The sequence below is a fragment of the Aliiglaciecola lipolytica E3 genome (assembly GCF_000314975.1).
Taxonomy (GTDB): domain Bacteria; phylum Pseudomonadota; class Gammaproteobacteria; order Enterobacterales; family Alteromonadaceae; genus Aliiglaciecola; species Aliiglaciecola lipolytica.
On sequence record NZ_BAEN01000030.1, the window covers coordinates 14626 to 40077 of the forward strand.

The 25452-nt window shown below is 43.6% G+C and carries 24 protein-coding genes; 14 read left to right on the forward strand and 10 right to left on the reverse strand.

Translation table 11 applies throughout. The annotated features are described in order from the left end of the window. The first annotated feature begins 4 nt into the window (after positions 1 to 4). The 11 genes from GLIP_RS06465 to GLIP_RS06515 all read left to right on the forward strand — a co-directional run bounded on the left by GLIP_RS06465 (position 5) and on the right by GLIP_RS06515 (position 10962). Positions 5 to 757 (forward strand): enoyl-CoA hydratase family protein, encoded by a 753-nt coding sequence (locus tag GLIP_RS06465; protein ID WP_008843794.1) that lies wholly within the window; start codon positions 5 to 7, stop codon positions 755 to 757. Positions 758 to 781: 24 nt separating this feature from the next. Next, on the forward strand, positions 782 to 1948 hold the full coding sequence (locus GLIP_RS06470) for an acyl-CoA dehydrogenase family protein (protein WP_008843795.1): 1167 nt from the start codon (positions 782 to 784) through the stop codon (positions 1946 to 1948). An 8-nt stretch (positions 1949 to 1956) separates the two neighbouring features. Continuing rightward, on the forward strand, positions 1957 to 3021 hold the full coding sequence (locus tag GLIP_RS06475) for an acyl-CoA dehydrogenase family protein (protein ID WP_008843796.1): 1065 nt from the start codon (positions 1957 to 1959) through the stop codon (positions 3019 to 3021). Then, positions 3018 to 4169 (forward strand): acetyl-CoA C-acetyltransferase, encoded by a 1152-nt coding sequence (locus GLIP_RS06480; protein WP_008843797.1) that lies wholly within the window; start codon positions 3018 to 3020, stop codon positions 4167 to 4169. The genes GLIP_RS06475 and GLIP_RS06480 overlap by 4 nt, the downstream gene beginning before the upstream one ends. A gap of 26 nt (positions 4170 to 4195) precedes the next feature. Then, positions 4196 to 5077 carry an SDR family oxidoreductase gene (locus GLIP_RS06485; RefSeq protein WP_008843798.1) on the forward strand — a complete coding sequence of 294 codons (882 nt, stop codon included), beginning with the start codon at positions 4196 to 4198 and terminating at the stop codon, positions 5075 to 5077. Next, positions 5077 to 6642, forward strand: coding sequence for an amidase (locus GLIP_RS06490; RefSeq protein ID WP_008843799.1), 1566 nt, complete (start codon positions 5077 to 5079; stop codon positions 6640 to 6642). Before GLIP_RS06485 ends, GLIP_RS06490 begins: the two co-directional genes overlap by 1 nt. Positions 6643 to 6749: 107 nt before the next feature. Next, the gene (locus tag GLIP_RS06495) at positions 6750 to 7535 is read left to right on the forward strand and encodes an SDR family oxidoreductase (protein ID WP_008843800.1); all 786 of its coding nucleotides are present in this window, start codon (positions 6750 to 6752) and stop codon (positions 7533 to 7535) included. Positions 7536 to 7560: 25 nt separating this feature from the next. Beyond that, entirely contained in the window at positions 7561 to 8022 is a 462-nt protein-coding gene (locus GLIP_RS06500) for a MaoC family dehydratase (RefSeq protein ID WP_008843801.1), read from the forward strand. Between the two features lie 77 nt (positions 8023 to 8099). Beyond that, a complete protein-coding gene (locus GLIP_RS06505) occupies positions 8100 to 9062 on the forward strand; it encodes an AraC family transcriptional regulator (protein ID WP_008843802.1) in 963 nt (320 codons plus the stop codon). A gap of 134 nt (positions 9063 to 9196) precedes the next feature. After that, positions 9197 to 9967 carry a class II aldolase/adducin family protein gene (locus GLIP_RS06510; protein WP_008843803.1) on the forward strand — a complete coding sequence of 257 codons (771 nt, stop codon included), beginning with the start codon at positions 9197 to 9199 and terminating at the stop codon, positions 9965 to 9967. A gap of 68 nt (positions 9968 to 10035) precedes the next feature. Then, entirely contained in the window at positions 10036 to 10962 is a 927-nt protein-coding gene (locus tag GLIP_RS06515) for a TauD/TfdA dioxygenase family protein (protein WP_008843804.1), read from the forward strand. A gap of 6 nt (positions 10963 to 10968) precedes the next feature. Here GLIP_RS06515 and GLIP_RS06520 read toward each other — a convergent pair whose 3' ends face one another. From GLIP_RS06520 to GLIP_RS06555, 8 genes are read right to left on the reverse strand one after another with little or no spacing between them, the layout of a single operon-like run. Next, positions 10969 to 11484: a nuclear transport factor 2 family protein gene (locus GLIP_RS06520; protein ID WP_008843805.1), complete on the reverse strand. Its 516-nt coding sequence runs from the start codon at positions 11482 to 11484 to the stop codon at positions 10969 to 10971. Then, positions 11481 to 12233 carry an SDR family NAD(P)-dependent oxidoreductase gene (locus tag GLIP_RS06525; protein ID WP_008843806.1) on the reverse strand — a complete coding sequence of 251 codons (753 nt, stop codon included), beginning with the start codon at positions 12231 to 12233 and terminating at the stop codon, positions 11481 to 11483. The genes GLIP_RS06520 and GLIP_RS06525 overlap by 4 nt, the downstream gene beginning before the upstream one ends. A gap of 55 nt (positions 12234 to 12288) precedes the next feature. Beyond that, positions 12289 to 13056 (reverse strand): SDR family oxidoreductase, encoded by a 768-nt coding sequence (locus GLIP_RS06530; protein ID WP_008843807.1) that lies wholly within the window; start codon positions 13054 to 13056, stop codon positions 12289 to 12291. 24 nt (positions 13057 to 13080) lie between these two features. Then, complete coding sequence (locus GLIP_RS06535) at positions 13081 to 14406, reverse strand: MFS transporter (protein WP_008843808.1); 1326 nt, start codon at positions 14404 to 14406, stop codon at positions 13081 to 13083. Continuing rightward, on the reverse strand, positions 14403 to 15437 hold the full coding sequence (dmpG, locus tag GLIP_RS06540) for a 4-hydroxy-2-oxovalerate aldolase (RefSeq protein WP_008843809.1): 1035 nt from the start codon (positions 15435 to 15437) through the stop codon (positions 14403 to 14405). The genes GLIP_RS06535 and dmpG overlap by 4 nt, the downstream gene beginning before the upstream one ends. 29 nt (positions 15438 to 15466) lie before the next feature. Further along, the gene (locus GLIP_RS06545) at positions 15467 to 16351 is read right to left on the reverse strand and encodes an acetaldehyde dehydrogenase (acetylating) (protein WP_008843810.1); all 885 of its coding nucleotides are present in this window, start codon (positions 16349 to 16351) and stop codon (positions 15467 to 15469) included. A gap of 24 nt (positions 16352 to 16375) precedes the next feature. Then, a complete protein-coding gene (locus tag GLIP_RS06550) occupies positions 16376 to 17164 on the reverse strand; it encodes a fumarylacetoacetate hydrolase family protein (RefSeq protein WP_008843811.1) in 789 nt (262 codons plus the stop codon). Beyond that, positions 17161 to 18141 (reverse strand): flavin reductase, encoded by a 981-nt coding sequence (locus GLIP_RS06555; RefSeq protein WP_008843812.1) that lies wholly within the window; start codon positions 18139 to 18141, stop codon positions 17161 to 17163. The genes GLIP_RS06550 and GLIP_RS06555 overlap by 4 nt, the downstream gene beginning before the upstream one ends. A gap of 291 nt (positions 18142 to 18432) precedes the next feature. Here GLIP_RS06555 and GLIP_RS06560 point away from each other — a divergent pair, with 291 nt between their 5' ends. After that, complete coding sequence (locus GLIP_RS06560) at positions 18433 to 19869, forward strand: coniferyl aldehyde dehydrogenase (protein ID WP_008843813.1); 1437 nt, start codon at positions 18433 to 18435, stop codon at positions 19867 to 19869. 73 nt (positions 19870 to 19942) lie between these two features. Here the strand turns inward: GLIP_RS06560 and GLIP_RS06565 are convergent, their stop codons facing one another. Then, the gene (locus tag GLIP_RS06565; protein ID WP_008843814.1) at positions 19943 to 21034 is read right to left on the reverse strand and encodes a Rieske 2Fe-2S domain-containing protein; all 1092 of its coding nucleotides are present in this window, start codon (positions 21032 to 21034) and stop codon (positions 19943 to 19945) included. Between the two features lie 29 nt (positions 21035 to 21063). Then, entirely contained in the window at positions 21064 to 22434 is a 1371-nt protein-coding gene (locus tag GLIP_RS06570; RefSeq protein WP_008843815.1) for a spinster family MFS transporter, read from the reverse strand. A 152-nt stretch (positions 22435 to 22586) separates the two neighbouring features. Here GLIP_RS06570 and GLIP_RS06575 point away from each other — a divergent pair, with 152 nt between their 5' ends. Both GLIP_RS06575 and GLIP_RS06580 read left to right on the forward strand, forming a co-directional pair. Next, positions 22587 to 23690, forward strand: a complete 1104-nt coding sequence (locus GLIP_RS06575) for an MBL fold metallo-hydrolase (protein WP_008843816.1) — start codon at positions 22587 to 22589, stop codon at positions 23688 to 23690. After that, the gene (locus GLIP_RS06580; RefSeq protein ID WP_008843817.1) at positions 23687 to 25381 is read left to right on the forward strand and encodes a class I adenylate-forming enzyme family protein; all 1695 of its coding nucleotides are present in this window, start codon (positions 23687 to 23689) and stop codon (positions 25379 to 25381) included. Before GLIP_RS06575 ends, GLIP_RS06580 begins: the two co-directional genes overlap by 4 nt. Positions 25382 to 25452 lie beyond the last annotated feature (71 nt).

Below are 25452 nucleotides of genomic sequence, written 5' to 3' on the forward strand. Positions count from 1 at the left end.
AAAAATGAATCAAGCATTTACTAGTCAACTTGAAAACGGCATTGCTGAGATTGTTATTAATAAAGCACCAGTTAACGCGCTAGATAGTCATGAGTGGCATGCGCTTGCAGAACTTGTTAACAGCATTGGTCAAAACCCAGATGCTAGTGTGTTGATTATTCGGTCAGAAGGCAGAGGTTTTTGTGCCGGTGTAGATATTAAAGAATTAGATAAACACCCTGAGCGCATAGTTACTGTTAATGCGGGTAACTACGAAACATTCAAAGCCGTTCATCTTTGCCCAATTCCGATAATTGTTGCACTGCATGGCTATGTGCTTGGCGGCGGCATTGGTATTACTGGCGCAGCGGACATCGTGGTTGCCTCTGAGTGCACAACTTTTGCTTTACCAGAAGTTGACCGCGGTGCGATGGGCGGGGGTGCGCATTTACAGCGCTTGTTCCCTGTACAAAAAGTGCGTTATCTATTTTTTACAGGTGAATCGATCACTGTTCAAGATGCAGATAAATACGGATTTGTTGAGCGCATAGTCCCTAAAGATAAATTACGTGAAAATGCTTTAGATATTGCAAGCAAAATTGCTGCGAAAAGTTCGGATATGATTCGCATTGCGAAAGAGAGCCTTAATGGTATAGAAGATGGTGACTTAGAAGCTAAATATCGCTGGGAACAAGGCTTTACATTGCAAGCTTACACGAGCCCAGATTCTGCAGAAACACGCAGAGCCTTTGTCGATAAACGTGATGCAAAATTCTGATGCAAAGACAAATATGAGGCGATTATGGAACTAACATTTTCAAAAGAACAACAAAACTTTCGACTTGAGGTGCGTGAATGGCTAGCAGCCAATGTACCCAAACAAAAGCTGCCTACCTACGATACAAAAGAAGGTTTTGAATTACATCGTCAATGGGAAAAAAAGTTATTTGATGCAACCTTATCCATGGTGATGTGGCCGACAAAGTATGGCGGTAGAGGCTGTGATTTAATTGACTGGCTCATTTTTGAAGAAGAGTACTATGGCGCAGGTGCGCCAGGACGCGTGAATCAAAACGGCCAATTGTTGTTGGGTTCTACCATCATGGAATTTGGTACAGCTGAACAAAAAGCGAGATTTTTACCTAAAATGGCGTCTAGCGAAGACATGTGGGCACAAGCGTGGTCTGAGCCAAATGCCGGTTCAGATATGGCAAATATAAGCAGTAAAGCCGAACTTCATGGTGACCATTATATTATTAACGGCCAAAAGACATGGTCAACACGCGCTATTTATGCCGATTGGGCATTCGGTCTGTTCCGTTCAGAGGCAGGTTCAAAACGCCACCATGGATTATCATTTTTGTTAGTGCCTTTAGATGCCGAGGGCGTGACTATTCGACCAATTAAAGCGCTTGATGGTGAAGACGCATTTGCAGAGATATTTTTTGATAATGTTAAAGTGCCCGTTGAAAATCGTATAGGCGACGATGGCCAAGGTTGGCATGTTGCCATGGCTACGGCTGGCTTCGAACGTGGCTTACTGCTGCGTTCACCGGCTCGCTTTCAACAGCCAGCAAGGCGTTTAGTGAAGCTTTATCGTGATAACAAAGCCGTTGCCGATCGCGACGCCTCAATTGGTGCAGCAGTAGCAAAGTGTTGGTCAGACGCCGAGGCTTATGCGCTCTCGGCCTACAATACGGTGGGCCGCGTGAATAACGGCGAAAAAATTGGTGCAGAGTCTAGCTTAAATAAGATTTTTTGGTCTGAACTTGATTTACTCATTTTTCAAACTGCTATGGACATATTAGGCGCAACGGGTCAACTGTTAAGGTCGGCTGAGCTCGCTAAAGAACAGGCTTATTGGCTCGATGGTTTCTTGTTTGCGCAAGCGGGGCCTATTTATGCGGGTACCAACGAAATTCAACGCAATATTGTCGCTGAGCGCGTGCTTGGCCTACCTAAAAAGTGAGTAAATTTATGGACTTTACCTTTACTGAAGACCAACTCTTATTTCGAGAGGCTATTGGTCGCTTTTTGTCTACCGAAGCCTCGCCAGAAAATCTGAGAGATATTTGGAGTAATGAGCAAGCACCCATTGACAATTTGCTTGAACAAATTTGTGCACAAGGTCTAAGTGCCTTATCGATACCGGAAGCGAATGGCGGTTTAGGGATGGGTGATATAGCTTGGTCATTGATGACTCAAGAGTTAGGTTATTATGCCGTTGTTGACCAACTTGCAGATGCCGCATACGTAGGCGCGGGATTAATATCTGCGCTACCCAATACCGTAGCTTTAAAAGCGGAATATTTAGATAAAATATGTGAGGGTAAGCTGCGACTAGCCATTGGCCATGAATGCAGCCCTCTGGTCGCAGATGCCCAATTAGCGGGCGTTTTATTGATGCAACATAACAACGAAGTACACATTGTATCGCCTGACAATGTTCGTATTACGCCAAATGCAAGCATCGATACTTCGCGTCGTTTAGCACAAGTCGATTGGCAGCCAAGTGATAAAACCTGTGCCGCCTCTGGCGAGGAAGGGCAGATAATTTGGCAAGAGACACTCAACCGAGGGGCGCTTTCAGTGGCGGGTCAATTACTTGGCTTGGCGCAGCGGATGTTAGATTTAAGCGTTGAATATAGCCTGCAACGTAAACAATTTGGTAAAGAGATAGGTAGCTTTCAGGCAGTAAAACATCAATTAGCCGATGTTGCGGGAAAAATCGAAATTGCTAAACCTGTTTTATACAGGGCCGCGTGCTCACTCGAAAACAAGCATCCTTTGAGTGATATCCATGTATCGCAAGCGCGTAATTTTTGCAACGATGCAGCCGCTTTAGCAGCACGTCATTCTATTCAAGTGCACGGTGCAATGGGTTATACGTGGGAGGTCGATTTGCAGATGTATATGAAACGCAGTTGGGCTCTTAACAATACCTGGGGAGACAGTACTTGTCATCAAGCGCGGGTACAAAACTACGTGCTCAATACTGATGTCGACCTGGCGCCATCAAAAACCTTTGAGGTGATGTCATGACGCAAGCTTATATAGTAGACGCTTTACGATCGCCAACAGGACGCAGAAAAGGAAGTTTGGCTCATATACATGCGATAGATTTAGGAGCATCAGTATTAAAACCGCTAGTGGAGCGCAACAATATTCCTGCACAAGACTATGACGATGTCATTTTTGGCTGTGTGGATACGATAGGTTCACAAGCCGGCAATATTGCTCGCACAAGTTGGTTGGCTGCAGGTTTGCCACTAAGTGTGCCAGGTACAACGGTAGATCGCCAATGTGGATCTTCCCAGCAAGCCATTCACTTTGCTGCGCAAGCAGTAATGAGCGGCACACAAGATGTTATCGCGGTCGGCGGCGTGCAAACTATGACGCAAGTACCTATTTCTTCTGCGATGTTAGCTGGGCAAGCGCTCGGTTTTACAACCCCTTTCGCTGAAAGTAAATTGTGGGAGGCTCGCTTTGGTGATGCGCCCGTCAATCAGTTTTATGCCGCACAACGGATTGCCGATCACTGGGGCATAAGTCGTTCTGACATGGAAATATTTGCTCTAGAGAGCCACAAACGCGCACTTTATGCAGCGAAAGAAGGGCGCTTTAAAAGCCAAATTGTTCCTGTTGAAGGCTTAAGCATTGACGAGACGCCTAGACAAAGTACCTTAGAAAAAATGGCTGAACTACAGCCAGTAGACCCAACTTATCCAAGTATAACTGCAGCCGTATCGAGCTCGGTTTGTGATGCTTCAGCAGCAATGTTGATTGTTTCTGAGCAAGCGCTAAAAAAGTATCAGTTAACCCCAAGAGCTCGCATTCATCATATAAGCGTCTTGGGTGATGATCCTATTTGGCATTTACGTGCGCCCATTCCTGCCACTCAAGCGGCTCTAAAAAAAGCGAACTTATCGCTTGATGGTATTGATTTGGTGGAAATAAATGAGGCATTTGCATCTGTTGCCATGGCTTGGCTGAAAGAAACGGGGTACAGCCACGCAAAAACAAACGTTAATGGCGGTGCTATCGCATTAGGTCACCCCTTAGGTGCTACTGGCGTTCGCTTAATGACGGCGTTACTTCATGAGTTAGAGCGCACGGGTGGACGCTACGGCTTACAAACTATGTGCGAAGGCGGTGGTTTGGCTAATGTCAGCATTATCGAACGATTATAATAAGAATATAAATTAGGAGATACATTATGGCGATTTGCCAAGATCGTACAGTCATTATTACAGGCAGCGGAGGCGGTTTAGGTCGTGCTTATGCATTGGCATTTGCAGCAGAAGGAGCAAATGTTGTTGTGAACGATATTCGTTTAGATGCTGCGAAAGCTGTGGTTGGTGAAATTAATAACAATGGCGGTAAAGCAATTGCCAATAGTAGTGATATTACTACTACCGCTACCGCACAGCAGATTGTAGACGATGCCATTTCGGCTTTTGGCGAAGTACATGTGTTAATCAATAATGCCGGTGTCTTACGTGATGGTATGTTTGTTAATTCGGATGAAGACTCATGGGATATGGTAATGCGCGTGCATCTTAAAGGTCACTTCTGCTTAGCAAATATTTTAAGTCGACGATGGCGAGACCTAGCAAAAGCCGGCACTCCAATAAATGCGCGTATTATTAACACTAGTTCAGGCGCCGGCTTGCAAGGCTCGGTAGGACAATCAAATTACTCTGCCGCAAAAGGCGGCGTTGCTAGTTTAACGCTGGTTCAGGCCGCAGAACTTGCTCGTTATGGCATTACTGCTAATGCACTCGCACCTGCTGCAAGAACCGCTATGACCGAGTCAGCGATGCCAGATGTCGTTAAAAAACCAGAAGATGATAGCTTTGATGCATGGTCACCAGACAATGTTGCGCCCTTAGTTGTCTGGCTAGGCAGCGAAGGTTCAAGCCATATAAATGGCCAAATTTTTGAATCACAAGGTGGTCGAATTTCTTTGTGTGATGGCTGGCGAACAGGTCCTACAATAGACAAGGGCACAAAATTTGATGTGAATGAAATTCCGGATGTTATCGCTAAACTAAACACACAATCTGTTGCGCCGCAAAAAGTATGGGGTAGCAAGTAATGGAAAAGGTCGATATTGCGAAAAGAAAGCTAATTCAAGCGAGTACCGCTATTGGTGCAAGCGCCATGTTAGGTTTTTCGTTAAAGACTCAGGCATCAGCGTCGACCCATTATACTTCGTTTAGTGATTACGAAAATTGGGACATCACGGCCATGGCTGACTTACTGCGACAAGGTGACGTAAGCCCCCTTGAACTTACAGATAAAGCCATAGAAAAGTTTGAAGCGAACAGCGACTTAAATATGGTCGCCGTTGAACATTTTGAGATGGCGAGAAACAAAGCAAAATCGCTAAACCAATTATCAAGGAGTGCTAGGCGTCAAAAAATGAGCAACTCTCCCTTACTAGGTGTTCCGTTTGCTTTAAAAGATTTAGGGGTGGGATTGGCGGGCACTATTACCACTAACGGCAGTCAGTTCTTTAAGGATAACGTAGTAACAGAAAATTCAACCTTAGTTACGCGTTATCAAAAGGCTGGTTTAAATATAATGGCCAAGTTAACGAGTCCCGAGTTTGGCCAAACTCCGACTGGTGAATCAACCTTGCACGGTAACACCCTTAATCCTTGGGATAAAAGGTACAGTAGTGGTGGTTCTTCTGCAGGTTCAGCTGTGGCAGTTGCGGCTAGAGTATTACCTGCTGCTCATGCTAGTGATGGTGGCGGTTCGATTCGTATACCGGCGGCACATTGCGGTTTATTTGGTTTGAAACCCAGTCGAGGACGAGTGGCTACAGGGCCCACAAGCCTTGAAAGTTCAATGGGCCTCTCTGTGCACCATGCACTCACCAGAAGTGTGCGCGACTCAGCCATGTTACTGCAGTTGACCCAAGGAAAGGAACCAGGATCGCGCATTACCTTACCAAACGAGGATATGCTTGGTGCGTTGCATACCAAACCCAGAGCACTAAAAATAGCACTAATGGACACACATCCATTTGGCTATCCTGTAGAGCAAGATATAAAAGATGCCTTAACTAAAACGGTCAAATTACTTGAAGGTTTGGGTCATCATGTTGAACTTGCGAAGCCCGATTTGCCCTTACAAGAAATGTTTGGTGGTATGGGCGTTGCGACATCAAGCAGCTTATTAAAACATGTTCAAAGCAGAGAAAAAGCATTAGGCAGGGCAGCAAGAGAAGACGAATTTGAAGCGCTTGTATGGGGGCATTTACAAAAGGCGAAAAGCTTTACTGCACAACAAATGCTAGCAGCTAGGACAGGTTTTGATAAAGGAGCGCAAGTGCTTGATGCATTCTTTAATGACTATGATTATATAGTCTCACCTGTAACAACCGCTGCTCCGCCAAAGATTGGCGAACTAACTTTAAACCAGCCTTATGATGATTTTGTGAAAGTGGTTCTAAAATCCTCTCCTATTTGTGCTTTATTTAATATTACGGGACTACCTGCAATGTCTGTTCCATTGCACTGGAACAAAGCGGGTCTTCCAATTGGCGTGCAGTTTGCTGGCTCATTTGGGAATGAAGCAGGCCTTATTTCACTTGCCAGCCAACTTGAGCGAGCCGCTCCTTGGGCTGACAAGCGCCCTACAGCAATTGCATAGCGAAGGTAGCCATAAGCACAATAGGTTTTCAAAACAAGTTAACTAAATGGCGTGTATACAATAATAATTAATATGCCCCAAAATTTAAATCATATACGGAGAAACATATGACAACAGCACCAGAGTATATAAAAGGGCACGATTTACTACGCGCAAAGTCTGTACTCGTCACTGCGGCCGCTGGCGCTGGTATTGGCTTTTCTGCGGCACTTCGAGCGGCTGAAGAGGGTTGTAGAGCGCTAATGATTTCGGATATTCACAGTGGACGTTTAGATAAAGCTGTCGCTACGATAAAAGAACAGACGGGTTTACAAGCTGTATTTGGACAATTATGCGATGTAAGCAAAGAAGAGGAAGTGCAAGCGCTTATTGCGAGCGCGGAAGAAAAGCTCGAAGGGGTTGATGTACTCATCAATAACGCTGGATTGGGCGGGCAAGCGTCTGTGGTTAATATGACAGATGAGCAATGGAATAGGGTAATCGATATTACATTGACGGGCACATTTAGAATGACGCGAGCCATGCTGCCGTTTATGCAGTCGCGTAAAAAAGGCATCATTATAAATAATGCGTCAGTTTTGGGGTGGCGTGCTCAAAAGGAACAAGCTCACTATGCGGCGGCTAAAGCTGGTGTTATGGCTTTTACTCGATGTTCAGCGTTAGAAGCTGCTGACTTTGGCGTTAGGATTAACGCCGTTTCACCCTCCATCGCCCTTCACGATTTCTTAAAAAAGGCAGCGAGTGCCGAGATGTTAGAGCAACTCGCTTCTCAAGAAGCGTTTGGTCGCGCCGCCGAAGTCTGGGAAATCGCGAATGTTATGATGTTTTTGGCGAGCGACTACTCGTCTTATATGACTGGCGAAACGATATCTGTAAGCTCTCAAAGAGCGTAATAACAAACAAGTAGAGATAAAAAATATGGCTAATCAAGTTTTTACCAACAAAGAGGAGTTGTTAGACGCAACCGGCTCGCAATTAGGCACCACTGATTGGATCACCATTGAACAAGACCGAATAAATATGTTTGCAGAGTCGACAGGTGACCATCAGTGGATACATGTTAATCCAGACAAGGCTGCAAAAGGTCCCTTTGGGGCATGCATTGCACACGGTTACTTGACGCTCTCCTTAGTCAATTATTTTTTGCCGCAACTCATGGAAGTAAAAAATATTTCGATGGGAGTAAACTATGGTTGTGATAAGATCCGATTCCCCAATATCGTCAAAGTCGGCAGCAGGATACGCGGTGCTGGAGAAATCATAAAAGTAGAGCAAATAAAAGACGCTATTCAGGTCACGGCCAGAATTTCCATTGAAGTAGCCGACCAGCAGCGCCCTGCTTGTGTAGCAGACACAATTAGTCGATTTTCATTTACTTAATTATTTAGCGGAGTGAGACTATAAATACAGACCCAAGATATATTCTTTGGCTCCTAGACTTTTTATCCAGTATTGGCTTGGACAGCCTTACTCTTGCTAAAAATAATGGCATCGATTATTCACAGTTGCATACCTCCAACGCAGTAATCAGTGCCCGACAGCATCGCTCTTTGCTGCTTGATGCAAAACGCTTGTATGCTGGAACTGATCTCGGTCTCTTACTGGGATTGCAGCGCTCAATAGCCACCCATGACCAACTAGCATATTTAATGATTAGCAGCGCATCACTCAGAGAAGCGAGTAATGTAGGATTGAAATATCAAAACTATTCTGGTCGCTTTTCCGGAAACCTTGTTGTTACCTCTTTTAGTGAAATTCAATCAGATGGCTGTTACCAAATAGACGCGAAAGAAACTTTGGCTGATTTAAGAGTATTGGCAATAGAAGATATTCTTGCCAACATCGTCACCACAGCAAGATGGGTATTGGGCCGCGCATTGCCTTGCACAAAATTACGCTGTCATTATCCTGAGCCGGCACATATTGAAAGATATCATGAGGTATTTCAATGCCCTATAGAGTTTGATGCACCTGCTACTCAACTTTTTTTTGACGCAAGAATACTTGATCAACCTTTGCCCCAAGCGAGTCCTCAAAGTGCAGCCTTATACACGAAGTTGTGTGAAGAAAAAAGCAATCTACGTAACCATGGTGATATAGCCTGGCGACTATCTCAAATAATTGTGCTTGATCCTGCTTCCCCGCCCCCCTTATATGAAGCGGCAAAGATGTTACATTGCAGTGGGCGCACTTTAAGTCGTAAGTTAAGCAATCAGGGCTGGACATATCAAAAGCTTATAGATCAAGTGCGTGAAATTCATGCGAGACGACATTTGAGTGATCCCACACTGTCAATCACCAAAATAGGCCAACAACTTGGTTTTTCTGATAGTTCAGGTTTTCATCGAGCATTCAAAAAATGGACAGGACTTTCTCCCCGCGAATTTAGACAAGCACTATTCAATCCAAGCTCAAAATAGCCCCCCTCTAGTTACCGTTGTGTTCCAATGGCCAAATTGGATAGAAATTTGGCACAATGAGACAATTATATAAATAGTTAATTCAGTAATATTTAACCAATTATTAACAAAAACATAAAGATTGAGTCAAGATTATGAAAAAATATGACGGTGTAAATAAAGCCATGCTAGACAGGTTTGCGACTCGTCCGGGGCGTAAACCGCTTTTACCTGAATTAAGCGAAAAAGCGCAGGTGGCTTTGATGTGCCGCATGCTTATCAAAGAGGGCTGGGATGAGCATATCGCTGGTCACATTACTTATCGACTCGCAAATGGGAATATACTTACCAACCCATGGGAGGTGGCCTGGAGTGAATTAACTGCCAGCGATATTGTTACGCTAGACCCTAAAGGGAAAGTAATAGATAGTGACTGGAATGTCACGCCGGCTATTGGCTTGCACTTGCAGCTTCACGCCGCGCGACCTGATGTACATGTGGTGATCCATAATCACCCACATTGGAGTGGAATTTGGGCATGTATGCAAAAAGTCCCGCCTGTTTACGACCAAGCAAGTGCATACTGCGGAGTAGACCTACCATTATACAACGAGTATGAGGGCACTTTTGAAGATGAATCAACGAGTATGTCTGCAGTAGAGGCACTTGGCGATGCGAAATGGGCCTTATTAGCGAATCATGGTTCTCTGGTTGTCGGTAAAGATCTTAGGCAGGCTCACTTACGAGCGATTACACTTGAATGGCGAAGCAAACGAGCATACCAAGTTGAAACTGGCGGTGGAGGCACACCTTTAAATGATGCTGAAGTTGAAAAAGTGGCAATCGCCGATAAAAACGGTTTCCCGTTCATTTGGGAAGCAATGGCACGTAAAGAATTACGCTTAGATCCTAGCATTATTGACTAACACATCAGAATGCAGCAAAGGTTAACAGCCCGCTAACTTGTTTCTTGTAAATACGATAAGGGAAAATAATGGAACTCAGTATCACACCGCTTCATAATGTTGGCGTAGAAATTTCCGGCTTTGATATTAACGAGCCACTGACAGATGAGATTAAAGCTCAATTAAAATCACTTTGGTACGAACACGCCATATTGGTATTTCGCGACCAAGATATTAGTCCTGAAAAACAAATAGAGTTTAGTCGAATATTTGGCCCCTTAGAATTACATCCGTTAAAAGTGACGCAAAACGATAAGCACCCAGAATTATTTGAGCTGAAAAATGGTGGCCCGATGGATAAATTTCAGACGGCATTTTACAAAGGTGAAGAAATAGTCGGACGCTTAGATTGGCATATGGATTTGCATTATACGGCACGGCCAAATCATGGCGCATTACTAAGAGCCGTCGTAGTGGCAAAAGAAGACGGCTTAACTGGATTTGGTGACTTAGCTAAAGCCTACGACGCGCTAGATGATGAAACAAAAGCTCTTTTAGAAAAGCTGGAAGTTGTTTATAGCTTTAGTATGCAGCGTCGACATATGCGATATGTTAATCTCGACGGATATAAGCCAGGACCTAATAGCCCGAAAAAACCAAGCGATATCAATTTCCCAGACTTTTCAGACGCGGCATACCCAGCAGTAGTCACCCATCCGATCAGCGGTCGTAAAGTACTAGAAGTGGTTGAACAATTTATAGATAGAATAGTGACTCCACAGCAGTTTGGGCTATCGAACGATGAATCCATAGAGCTTCTAGAAAGATTGGTTAAACACGTACAAAAACCGGAGTTTACCTATTTCCATAAATGGAGAGAAGGCGATATGGTACTTTGGGACAACTGGCGAGCCATGCACTGCACAACGGGCACAAAACCGGGCGTGGATAGAGTTATAAACCGCACTACCATTAAAGGCAATGTAACGCTTGGAAGAGTATTAAAGACTGAGTAAGCCTGTTTAGTGCGAGAACGCGGCGTTCAATAACAAAGTTTGCGCTTCGCTTTCGCCAACAACTCTTGATTCACGGCAACTAATAAGCCAGCTTTTTTCATGTCGTACAAATTGCCACTCATTGATAGAGACTCGCATTAACTTGAAGTCATCAGTTTCTCGATGATATAACCTAGAATAGCCTGTTGCTCTAGCAGTATCTCCATTAATCTCAATGGTATAAGGACCCACAGTATGGGCGCAATTTGGTACCAAAGATTGGTGCATTTCTGAGTTAAGCATGTCTGCAATCGCTTGGTGACCTTCCATTTTTAGGTCGTTGCTGTCGCAGTCATCTCTACCTAACTTGGGCGAACTAACGATATAAACAGCATCGTTAGTGTGACAAGCCAGAGCAGCCGCAATATCAGCACAATCTACCGCTAAACCATATCGTACCATCAAATTACGCAAGGCGAGTTCGTCTTCTGCTTTTAATAAGCGCTGTTCGAGCGCTGTTACAGTGGCTGCTGAATCTATCATGCAGTGAGTGAGCCGCCATTTAATGGCAATACTTGACCGGTTACCCATTCCGCTTCTTTTGAAGCAAAATAAGCGACGCCTGCACCTACATCCTCAGGGCTTCCAGCGCGAGGTACAAAACAGGTCTTTTTAGCTAAAGTATCTGAGTCCCAGTTGTTCATTGTGCCTAAAGAAAGTGCGTTGACTGTTACCCCAGAACGCCCCGTTTCAGCGGCTAAATGACGAATAAAGCCAACTGCGCCAGCTTTTGATGCAGCATAAGCAGCAATGCCCATTGGTAAACCTGCGCGCCAAGACTCAGACGTAATAGCAATCACCCTGCCGTAGCTTCGCTCTTTCATACCCGGTACGACCGCATGGCAACAATTCATCAAACCAAACATATTTAGATTGACAAACTTTTGCCAATCTTCAATTGATGAGTCGAGAAATTTTTTATATCCCATGCCATCAGCAGGAACACCTGCATTTGATACCAAGATATCGATTTTTGTTTTATGCTGTAGAATACTGGTTACCATCGTTTTTACAGATTCATATTGAGTAACATCCGCGTGGGCAGGAAAGGCGTCAATACCTTCATCTACTAACATATCTGCTGTATCTTGTGCGCGGTCTTCATACAAATCGTTCACTGCAACGCTGGCACCCAATTTACCTAGCATTCTTGCTATGCCAATTCCCATGCCTTTTCCAGCGCCAGTCACTAATGCAACTTGGCCTTGCAGACTAAATACATCATGTGACATCAACATTCTCCTTACTAACTGCATGTATATTCGAGAAAGACAAACTGTCGTCAGTCTACATATTTCCTTTACGCATCATGGCGTCCATCCCACCATCAACATAAATCACGCTACCATGAATGAACGACGCTTTCGGTGATTGTAAAAAGGTCACAGCATCGGCAATTTCACTCGGCTGACCGTTTCTTCCGATTGGGGCAATAAAGTTTCGGACCGCTTCGCCAAAACGGGGATCATTTTTTGAGGCCTCGTGCAAAGGAGTTTCAACTGCACCTGGGGCCACAACATTTAAACGTATACCATTGCTACCATGTTTAACCGCTAAACGACGACAATGCAGAGTGAGCGCATATTTTGAAGAAGAATAGGCCACGTGTGGTTGGCCAAGTTCGTCAGCCAACTCGCGAGCGGCACTTTCATCGTTGTTAAGCATTAATTCAACCAAGTTATGTGGTTTAGCGACTTGTTGTGTTGCTGCAACTGAGCCTATTACAGTAATCGCAGGCGATTCAGATTTTGATAACGCGCTTTGTAACAATCCAATAAGCTCGGTTGTACCAAAATAATTGACTGACACTAATAAGCTGCTACTCGGCGCAGTAACACCCAGTCCAGCGCAACAAACCAAACCATCTAACTTGCCGTTGGATGATTTAATAGCTTGGTCGGCTGCTGCTTTTCGGCCTTGTGCTGTAGATAAGTCGGCGACAACATCGGCTTTTTGACGATCAATACCGATGACAGTATGGCCTTGTTCTTTAAGCTGCTCGCATACCGCTGCACCAATTCCTGAGGCAGAACCTGTAACTGTTATTATTGACATGAAAATCTCCTTGGTAATAAATAATTAGATGTTTATAGGGTCGCTAGCCGACGAGGTTCGCGTTGACTGATAAAGCTTAAGTCTCAACAAAATAACGATTGATACTAGCGTAGAGCAACTGGTCATTATAAGCGCAAAACGCAACGATTCGACGCCTGCAAAACCCGCAAAGATATCACTAAAAAAACCGACCAACATAGGACCCAAACCTAAGCCTAAGAGTGTAATGCAGACGGTTTGCATCGAAATAGCGAAGGCTCTTTGGTTATTAGGTACAATTTGTGTGAGTAAACTAATACTTGGGCTAAACCACCATACCGAAAAAAAACTAGCCAGTGAGCAAAAAATCATGGCAAAAGGAATACTGGCAAGCATCAAGTTGTCGCCTAAACCTTTTGGCCAAAGTAAATAAGTAACAATCGATAACCAGCCCAGCATGTGACCTACCAATGGAAGCTTTAACATGCCATATCGTCTTGCTATCCTATCGCTTAAGTAGCCACTCAATAAAATACCAATGGCTGCGCCACCGCCGCCAAAAATACCGGCCATCAGCCCAGCTTGAGTAAGGCTTAAGTCGTGACTACGAACTAAAAACGTTGCATTCCACATACCAAATGCGTTGGCACTAATTGTTGCGATAGAGCTTGCGTAAATAAGCAATCTATAATCTTTTAGTTTAAGAAGTGATTTCGCGGATTCTCTAAAACCTAATAACGCATTCGCTTCTTTTTCTGCTTGCGCCATTAAATGAAGCTCGCTGCCAACGATTTTGCGAGGATCCTTAAACACCAAAACAAAGAGAAGTGATGTGATCAAGGCGGGCAGTGATACTATCAATAAAGTTTGCCGCCATCCATATTGTTCAACCCAATGCGCGCCCACAGTAAGCGCAATAATTGCCGATATAGTAGCCCCTGATGTAAAGCAACTAATGGCAAATGAACGATGTTTAATAGGGTAAGTATCAGCCAACAAAGACAGAGATGACGAGGTCACGGGAGATTCAGCAATTGCGATTAACATTCGCATCACCAGCAACATGATAAAACCTGTCGCCATGCTACTAATCGCTGTAAATATACACCAACAAAGCGCACTCGCGGCGAGTAATTTTGTTCTAGACACTCTATCTGCTAAGCGTCCCGCAGATAACCCTGTTAATGCAAAAACAATCGCAAATGCTAAGCCAGTTAACAAACCCATCTGCGCATCGCTGGCACCAAATTCAGCCTTAATGGGTTCAATCATGACTGCCATGATTTGTCGACCTACAAATGTTTCGATATAAAACAGCGTTAGCATCAGCAATAATAGATGCTGACGCCAACTGGCGCTTTTTACGTTCAAGCTTTCGCTGCCTCGCGCGCTTTCGCCATGGTCATTGCGGTATCGTCAATCATATCTTCTTGTCCGCCTACGGTTTTCATGCGGCCAAGCTCTAGCAAGATATCGCGTGCTGGCACACCATACTTTTTCTCTGCGCGCTGAGCAAATAATAAGAATGACGAGTAAACACCAGCGTAACCTAATGTTAATGAGTTGCGGTCAACACGTATTGCTTGATCCATCATAGGCACTACTAAATCTTCTGCCACATCCATTATTTTGTATAAATCGATACCGTGGTCCGCGCCCATACGGTCTAAAACTGCGGTAAAAACTTCAAGTGGCGTATTACCTGCACCTGCACCTAAGCCGGCAACCGAACCATCTATGCGACTTGCGCCGGCTTCAATCGCCGCGAGTGAATTTGGAATACTCATGGCGAGATTATGGTGTCCATGAAAGCCTATTTCGGTTGTCTTATTGAGTTCGCTTCGCAGCAAACCTATGCGATTGGTGACATCTTCAGGCAACATGTATCCCGCAGAGTCTGTACAGTAAATACAATTGGCTCCGTATGATTCCATCAACTTTGCTTGAACGGCTAACTCTTCAGCGCTAATCATGTGTGCCATCATTAAGAAACCGACGGTATCAAGCCCCATTTTTTGTGCAGCCCTGATATGTTGCTCAGAAACATCAGCTTCGGTGCAATGTGTAGCGACGCGTATGGTGCTTACGCCATGGTCTACGGCCATTTTCAAATGATCCACTGTACCAATACCAGGAATAAGCAATGCTGATATTTTGGCGTTTTTCATTTTAGGTACGACAGCGCTTAAATATTCTTCATCAGTATGCGCAGGAAAACCATAATTTAAAGATGTTCCACCAAGACCATCACCATGCGTAACCTCAATTAAGGGAATACCTGACTGGTCTAAACCTGTAGCAATTGACACCATTTGCTCTAGGCTGATTTGATGTTGCTTAGCATGCATACCATCTCGCAATGACATGTCATGTAGGGTGACTTTTTTACCTTGTAAATTCATAAATACTGTCCTTATCTTTGACCGTCAGATTACGTATTTTGTAGCATGATGTGGGCAGACATTTCTGCCGTGCGCGCAGCTGATGCAGTCATAATATCTAGGTTGCCGGCGTAATTGGGTAAGTAGTCTCCCAATCCTTCGACCTCAAGAAATATAGATACTTTCCGCCCGTCGAATATAGGACCGTTTTTGAGTTTGTAACCAGGGACATATTTTTGCACTTCGCTTATCATTTTGTGCACTGACTCGGTGATGGCAGCCTCATCAGGTTGTGTCTCCGTTAAACAATGAATGGTATCTCGCATTAAAAGTGGAGGCTCCGCTGGATTAATAATGATAATTGCTTTACCTTTTTTAGCACCGCCCACTTGCTCAACAGCACCTGCTGTTGTGCGCGTAAATTCATCAATGTTCTGGCGAGTACCGGGTCCCACCGACTTTGATGAAACAGTTGCAACAATTTCACCATATTCAACGGCTTGCACTCTAGAAACAGCCGCCACCATAGGAATAGTCGCTTGACCACCACACGTCACCATGTTGATATTTTTTATATTTGACGCTAGTTTAGAAAGGTTCACAGGAGGTACACAAAACGGGCCGATAGCAGCGGGTGTTAGGTCAATCATAAGTACACCTTTAGCATTCACCTTAGCTGAGTTATCAGCATGAACATAAGCAGATGTTGCATCAAAGGCAATCTTTATATCGTCTTGTTCAATGTACGGCATAAGCCCTTCAACACCATCGGACGTTGTTTTGAGCCCTAACTCTTTTGCTCGAGCAAGCCCTTCAGAACCTGCATCAATTCCTACCATCCAAACTGGCTCCAACACATCACTGCGTTTAAGCTTATATAGCAAATCAGTGCCTATGTTGCCTGAACCAATCAGGGCGCATTTTATCTTTTTCATCTTTGTTCCCATTGGGTTATATAATTAATCGCAAAAGCTGACAGAGCAGCTACCTAAGCCTTCAATAGTCATTTCGAATGTATCACCTGACTTTGCATCTATTAATGGCGCTAACGCGCCCGATAAAATAATTTCGCCGGCTTTAAATTCTATGCCGTAGTTGCCAAGGGTGTTGGCTAACCAAGCAACAGCTTGAGCTGGATGCCCTTGCACCGCTGAGCCAACGCCAGATGCTGCGTGTTTACCATTCTGAAACATGGTCATTTTCGCACTTGCGAGGTCAATTGTTTTTGGATCTTTGCGATCAAGGCCTATTACAAACACACCGCAAGAGGCGTTATCAGCGACGGTATCAACAATACTGATATTCCAATTTTCAATTCTTGAATCAACAATCTCAAAACATGGGGCAACCCATTCAGTCGCTTCTAGCACTTGCTCGGCTGTTACGTTGGGCCCCTTGATATCGTGTTTTAAACAAAAAGCGATTTCACCCTCCGCACGCGGTTGTATTAGTAAGGATTTTTGTAAACTAATATTGCTTCCATCTGGGTAGTGCATGGTGTCGGTCAGAAAACCAAAATCAGGTTGATGTACGTTCAACATTTTTTGTACGGCTTCGCTAGTTACACCAATTTTTTTGCCAATAACTGATTCTTTTGCTTGGGTTTTAAGTTGGATAGTTTCCAATGAAACTTTGTATGCGTCGTCGATTGTCAAGTCGGGGAAGCGCGATATAAGAGGACTGATTGTTTTTCGTTTGTTCTGCGCATCAAAAAGTTCAATGGCTAATTGTTTGTGTAGATTATTCATTTAGCAGTTTCCTTTGCTTTCCATAGGTCAGGCAAACCAGGATCAGTTTTACTAATTAATCGTTTTAGTAACAGTTTAAGCGCCATTACATCTCCTTGACCGAGGTCCCTAATCAATTCCTCTTCAATAGCTTTAGCTTGTGCAATATGAAGTAATGATGTTTCACGACCATTGGCGGTCAATTGGTAGGTCTCATCATCCAGCTTTTCTATCAGTTCTTGGCTGATTAAAAACTCAATGTCAGTGTCGGTCAGGCTATGACCCGTGTATTCAATGTAATCATTAATTTCTTCAAGACTGAGATTCGCCTGTATATTGAGTACTGACAATGCAAAAAAGTGTGAGTCTTCATGGGCTTGTTCATCAAATACTTTGCGCATCCGAAACAGCATTTGAAAGTGAGAGCGACCAAGTAAATAACCTAGCAAATCTTCGTTATAGCTACACTCTGGCGCCTTTGGCTCAGATGAGAGTTCTACGCCTTCCCAGGGTTTCCTCGCAGTCATAGCATATTGGCCTTGTTGAAAAACAAGGGGAGGCAAGTCCTGCTGGTCAAAGTTAAGTACTTCGCCAATATAAATTAGGTGGTCTCCACCATCGTGTGTCACCATATTGCGGCACTGAAAACGAGCACTGCAGTCAGGTATCAATGGTGCGTCGCTTAACCCTTCTTCAAGATCAATTCCTGCAAATTTATTTTCACCCCGTGACGCAAAAGTGTTAGATAAGTCTTGTTGTTCTTGTGACAAAACATGCACATTCCAGTGTTTTGCTTCATTAAATGCCTCAACGCTCAAGGATGTTTTTGCTAAACTCCATAGCACCATGGGCGGGTCTAACGAAACGGAGTTGAAGCTGTTTGCTGTTAAGCCAACAGGCGTGCCATCTGGTGCGGTTGCCGTGATAATAGTAACGCCAGTTGTAAAACTACCTAGCGCATTTCGAAATGCAGTCGTATCAAATTCTTGTTGTGCCATGGTGAGAACCTGTTGCTATTGTTGTGTTAACAGTATCGTTACAAGATAGATTCTCATCATCGTCTCAATGGACTAAACCAAAAAAGCTACTATTTTATTTGTCTTGAGAGGGGTAAAACTGGTGTGCATCATAGTTAAATTATGTGTTAATTTTTGCAAGTAGTGGTCCATGTGGACGAGGATTATTTTATTAAAGTTAAGTAGCGTTCTTAGGATGATTTTTATGCGATAGGGGCTTTTTTATATGCACCATAGTCGTTAATGCAAATATCAACAAAAAGGAAATCGCCAATGAGTAATAATACAAAGTCAATGGCTACATTATTAGAAAAACAACAAAAAGCCCATCTGCAAAATATGCGCGTGAGTGTTGAAGAAAGGAAGGGGCGCATCCAGCAAGTCATCGACCTGCTAGTGGAACATCATCAAACATTAGTAGAGGCAATAGAAAGCGACTTTGGAGGCCGTAGCCAAGCGTTTTCAGTTATGAATGATATATTGGGTTCACTTGCTAGCCTCAAATATACGCGCGACAACTTGCACCTTTGGGTTGATAGCGAGGAGAGAAATGTGTTCTCTCCTTATGATCAGTTAGGCAGTTCAGCACGTGTCGAATACCAAGCTAAGGGTGTTGTTGGAATAATTGGCACTTGGAATTCGCCTTTGTACACCATACTTTCACCTCTTGCATGCGTATTGGGTGCCGGTAACAGAGCGATTTTAAAACCATCTGAAGTGACACCCAAAGTAGCCGCTACTTTAGCCAAGTTATTTGCGCAACATATCGACCCCCTTTTAATAAGTGTGGTTACCGGCGGAAAAGACGTTGGTGAGCAATTTAGTGCATTACCATTTAATCATTTAGTGTTTACTGGTAGTACAAGTATTGGTAAAAAAATTATGCGAGCAGCGGCAGATAATCTCGTGCCTGTTACCTTAGAGTTAGGCGGAAAATCGCCAGTAGTCATTAGCGAAAGCTCAGACTTAACTGAAAGTTGTAAACGTATAGCCATAGCCAAAAGTAATAATGGTGGGCAAGTTTGCGTTAGCCCTGACATCGTTTATGTGCCAAAACATAAGTTAGATGAGACAGCGCAGCTGCTTTTAGGTAGCTACAGAACTTTGTTTCCGACAATTAGCAATAATTCTGACATAGTACCGATTGTTAACGAACAGCATTGTCAGCGAGTAGTTGAATTAGTGGAGCAGGCGAGTCAATTAGAGGCTAAGGTGCTTAGTAGTCACGATAGTGATGGCCTTTCATCTGCAATTAACAAAGATAAACGCTTACCTCTACAAATTGTAATATCACCAAGTAAACAAGCGCGTATTATGCAAGAAGAAATCTTTGGACCCGCTTTAGTGTTGTTGCCTTATGAAAATATCGATGACGTGATTGATGATATTAATGGCCGCGAAAAGCCACTTGCGCTTTATTATTTCGGCGAGAATCAAAAGGAGCAAGAAAAAGTTTTAGCTAACACTTCGTCGGGTGGCGTGGCCATTAATGATTGTATGATACACGCTGCGATGCATGATGCTCCGTTTGGTGGCGTAGGTGCGTCTGGTATAGGGCATTACCATGGTCGAGAAGGGTTTTTAGCGTTTAGTCATATGCGAACGGTATTTGTTGCACCTGAACATGACCCAAGAGGAGAGTGGGGTATGCTGCCGCCTCATCATGATCAGTTTAAGGCGATGATGGTGGCCCAAGTTACGCCCGATTAATTATGGTTTATTGTTAAGGATACAAAAAAATGCAGTCAAATGACTGCATTTTTTATGAGTGAATAAAGCACCGTTATTCAGTATAGGCAACAGTACCCTTAGGAACGTAAACGCCATTTACTTTTGATTGAAATTCGTCTTTACGGGCTCTTGGATTATAAAACTGTTTATACCAAATGCGAGCTTTCATAAATGGACCATCGCTAGGTAAAAACAAACCGTTTAAACATGGCGCTTTATTTGTCCATACTTGAAAATCTTGCATAAATGCAGCTTTACTCGCATCTTGGAACTGGCGTGCTGCTATGCCGTCTTCGACGGTTGCCACTTTATTACCGCCTGGAGATTTAACTAAAAGCGCATGCCAAACTTTTACTGAACCATCTTCAACAGGCGTGTGTACGATCATAAGATATGACTCATAGTAGCCGGTTAAATGAGATAACAAAACGCCCGGTCCATGGTAGGTTGTGATGGTGTGCAATACAGGGCTTTCGCCATCTTCACCTACTAATGTTCGGTGGGGTCCACATTGTCGTTGGGTGGCTAAATGGCCGTCAAATTCATTTTCGTAACGCTCAACCGTCGAGCCATGGATTGGACTTAAGTGTCCATAATCACAAATATTATCAATAACCTCTTGAGGATGCTGTTCGAGGATCCCTAAATCGTCAAAACGCCAATGGACCCATGCGTCGTCGTCCCACTGAGGCAGACTTGGGTGATCCCACTCTGGCTCACCATTTTCTGGGTCATGCCAAATCCAAATCGCTCCCATACTCTCGGCAACTGGCCATGCTTTAACGCATGCTGTTTTAGGAATAGGGCCTTCATGATAGGGGATGTCATCACATTGACCATCAGGTCCAAAGCGCCAAGCATGATACGGACAGCGAATGCTATCACCTTCGATGTTAGTGCCACCACCGTCTATTATAACGTACGACGTATCGTTTTCAGCGGCAAGGTGCGTTTTCATGTGCGGACAATATGCATCTAACAGTACGACTCTACCAGTGGCTTGACCGCGATATAACGCAAAATCACGCCCAAAAAAACGAACCGCAACCGGCTTGTGTGTATTTATTTCTTCAGAGGTAGCTATCATAAACCAGCCTCGAGGAAAGGTGTAATCGCCTAAACGATAGTCTTGCGTAGTCGCCATTTAATGACTCCTCTTTTGTTTTTATGTGGTTAATTTGTATTTGAGCTTTCAGGCGTACTTTCAGCCGTTTTATTTGCCAATATTCCCATTTCGGTCATATGTTTGTGATAAGGCTTTATTGCTTTGTAATATAAAAATGCAGAGCCGACTAACATCAGTAGCATTAGCAAAATAGCAAATTGCAGACCTTCACCTTCATCACCTCGTGAAAAAATATCACTAAAAGTGCCTGTTAATAATGGACCAACGCCCGCCCCAAACAATGTTAAAAACAGTGCGAGCATTGCCACGCTTGTGGCGCGTTGTTTACTGTTGACTAAATTACTAACAGCAGCAAAGGATAAGGTTGGCCACCAGCTGTTAAAGAAGCTAAAACCTGCAGCAAAAACGATAGCGTGTGGAATGTTGACGCTGCCTAGGTGCCACATTGCATCGGCAGGCCAAAAAAGAAAGCCACATCCCAGTGGAATACTTATTAATACACCAATCATTGGCAGTCGCAATTGCCATCGGGTATCGGTGCGGCACAATTTATCGCAATAAAAACCGCTAAACATTGAACCAGCAGCGGCAAAAATGCCACTTGCTAAACCAAACGATAGGCCGGCATGTGCTAAGGTCATGTCAAAATTACGGACCATAAAAGTGGGCGCCCAAATACCATAACCATAGCCGACCATGCCTGCAATTGCGGTGCCCATGCAGATAAGCAGAAACCCTTTAATTTTAATGATGTCTTTGAGGTCAGATAAAAACTTGCCCTGAGGTTGAAGGCGTACTTTCTTTTCAGCTTCTGTATCGAACACACCCATACCCGGGTCGCGACCAAAAATATATAACAACAAAGCTAAAACGATACCGGGCGCACCAAAGAAGATAAATACGGCTCGCCAGCCATATTCTTGGGCTACCCATCCGCCCAGTGCCATTGCAGCCAACAAGCCAATATGTGGACCAAGCATGTAGAGACTAATTGCAAACGAGCGTTTGTGCGGTGGATATAAATCTGACACCATTGATATGGATGGGGATGTGCCTCCGGCTTCGCCTATTGCTACAGTCATTCTAAATATTACAAACTGCCAAAATTGTGCAACCATGCCACTTGCCATGGTCGCAAAGCTCCATAATCCACAGCAAACGGCAACGATATTGCGACGATTAACACCGCTGTCTGCCAAGCGACTTAGCGGAAAACTAAAAGCAGAATATAAAACCGCAAATGCAAGACCACTAACGGCGCCCATGACCGTATCAGAAACACCAAATTCTTGTTTTATAGGCTCAATAACAATTGCTATTAGGTTGCGATCTATATATGAAAATACATAAATCACAGCTAATAAAAACAGGGTAATTCGAGTTCTTGCAGGGCTTAAAGCACTCTGACCTAATTGCATCTATATTGTTCCTTTTCACAATAAGTTAACATAACTTTAACGCTGTCAAAATATTCAGCATCGTCCTTTTGGACGTATTACATTATTGCCAAATGTTTTCTTATTACTATAAGCGTTAAGAATATAAATCCATGTCCATTTTTGGAGAAAGAATGAAATCTCAAGTTGTTGTTGATGAGCGAACGGATAAAGAGCGTAATGTTGAGTTAGAGTATCCTCTAAACGCGCCCAATGCCGACGGTTCAGTGGTAGAGGTGGCAGAGGGCGTATTATGGCTGCGCATGCCTTTACCGATGGCGCTTGATCATATTAATCTTTATTTACTAGAAGATAACGACGGCTGGTACATTGTTGATACAGGTTTAGATACTAAAGAAACACGCCACCTTTGGGAGCATGTTACTCAAACACATTGTAAAGGAAAGCCAATAAAGGGTGTCATCTGCACCCATTTTCATTATGATCATAGTAATCTATCAAGTTGGCTAACTGAAAGATTTAATGTGCCATTGTTTATGACGCATGGTGAGTTTTATACACTTAAAGCGAACAGTAGTGGGTTAGCTAACCTAGGAAATGAACATCAATTAGCATTTTATCAGCGGTCAGGCGTCCCACAAGAAACTATCGAAAATATTTTTGAGGCTTGTAGGAGAGACCCATTTATCAAGCATTCTCCGCCTTCGTTCAACCGGCTACGCTCTGGTGACATACTCACAATCAATAGTCGTCAATGGTCAATAATAATCGGCGAAGGCCATTCTCCTGAGCATGCTTGCTTGTATTGCGAAGAAGATAAATTACTAATAGCAGGCGATCAATTACTCCCACACATAAGCTCCAACATTTTAATCAATGACATGGAGCCTAATGGTCAGCAGCTCAAATATTGGCTCCGAAGCCTCAAAAATTTGCAATGTTTGCGAGCAGATATTTTAGTGCTCCCAGCCCATGGACCAATCTTTACAGAGATACACGCTCGAGCACAGCAATTAATTGAGCATCATTTAGATACACTAAATACCTTGCGAGACTATGCCACTTCAAGAGACAGTTTTACTGCCTTTGAAGCAACAAACCACCTTTTTGACCGCGAACTCTCGCCCATTAATCGGATGATGGCTTTGGGGGAAACACTAGCGCATATAAATTGGTTAATGGGTAAGGGGTACTTGATAGCAAACACGGATTTGGTGTCCGGTATAAACATCTATAAACACTCAGACGCACAAAATAAGAACAGGATAAAGTTATGAGTTTAGTTGAAAAAATTGACGGAATTAATGCCCAACTTCTAGGCCCTGGTGCGCCTTTTGAAATAGTAGAAAAATCAATTAATGGACACGTGTATAACATATACAAAAATGCGCCATTGACCCTATCTCAAGTTATCGAAAATGCGAGACGAACTGACGAACAAAACTTCCTTGTTTATCAACAACAGCGAATAAGCTTTCAATCTTTCTTTAAAAGAGTGGATAGCTTAGCGAGCTGGATGCACCAACATGGCATCAAAAAGGGAGATCGCGTGGCGATAGCTATGCGTAATAGGCCTGAATGGGTAATTGCGTTCAGTGCAATAGCGCTCATAGGAGCCGTGCCTGCGCCTTTAAACAGTTTCGGCATGACTAAAGAGCTATGTGATGCCTTATCAGACATTGAAGCAAAATTACTCATTTGTGATGGCGCTCGATATTCAAGAGTTCATCAAAGTAGCGCATGGTCAGGTGTTAGCTTGGTGCTAAATGATACGAGCCTTGATTTAACCGGTGTTAGCAAAACTCATGACTTAGATAAGGCTTTGCACTTTCCTGCCTTAGAATTAAAACAACCAAAACTAGAAGATACAGATCCTGCTTTAATTTTATTTACCTCTGGAGCAACGAGCAAAGCGAAAGCGGTAATTTCAAGTCATATAGCGGTATGTCAGGCACTATTTAATATTGATTATATCAGTGCGATTTCTGCGATGACATCACCAGAAGCTATCGCACGAATTTTAGAAAAACAACTCGTCCCTACGTTACTAACTGCGGTCCCACTATTTCATGTTAGTGGCTTGCATGCACAATTACTTACAGCGCTGCGTGCGGGTAGTCGTTTAGTATTTACGCATAAGTGGGAAGCTAAAGAAGCCTTAAAAATAATCAAAAAGGAACAGGTGACACAATTTAATGGTGCACCGTCTATGGTAATGCAATTACTACGTGAACCCGAGTTTAACACCCCCGAAATCATGAAAACGTTTGGTGGGCTTGGCTTTGGCGGGTCTGGTCTACCTAACAGTCTAGTTGATAACGCCTTGTCTATTTTAAATCAACATATGGTTGGTATTGGTTTTGGCATGACGGAAACTAACGGAGTAGGTGCGGCTTGCTCAGGGACATTGTTCTCGCTTGAGCCAAAAAGTTCAGGTTTAAAGTCTCCCATAATCGATATTCGTATTTGTTCAACTGATGGCGTATCACTTAAAACAAACGAGATTGGTGAAGTATGCATGCGTGGTATCAGCTTAATGGACGGATACATAGGTAAATCTTCATCGAATACTGACACCTTTAAAGATGGATGGCTGCACAGTGGTGATATTGGTTATTTAGATGATAAGGGTTTCTTATTTATTGTCGACCGAATCAAAGACGTGATAATTCGTGCTGGTGAGAATATTTCGGCTGCAGAAGTTGAATCATGTCTACTTGAACATTCAGGGGTAGACGAAGCGGCGGTGTTTGGTATTGCCGACGATGAGACGGGAGAGGCTGTAGTTGCAGTGGTCCATCCGCTCGAAAATATGTCGATTAATGAAAATGACTTAATTGCCCACACAACGGCATGTTTGGCAAAATATAAAGTTCCCACGAAAATACATATATCACAGACTAGATTGCCACGTAATCCAGCAGGTAAGCTCTTGCGAAGCGAGCTTAAGAAGTCGATTTATTCATGACGCTTATAAATGACCTAATTAGAAATAGCGCTTTAATGTTACCTACTAATCCAGTGTTAAAACAAACGGTA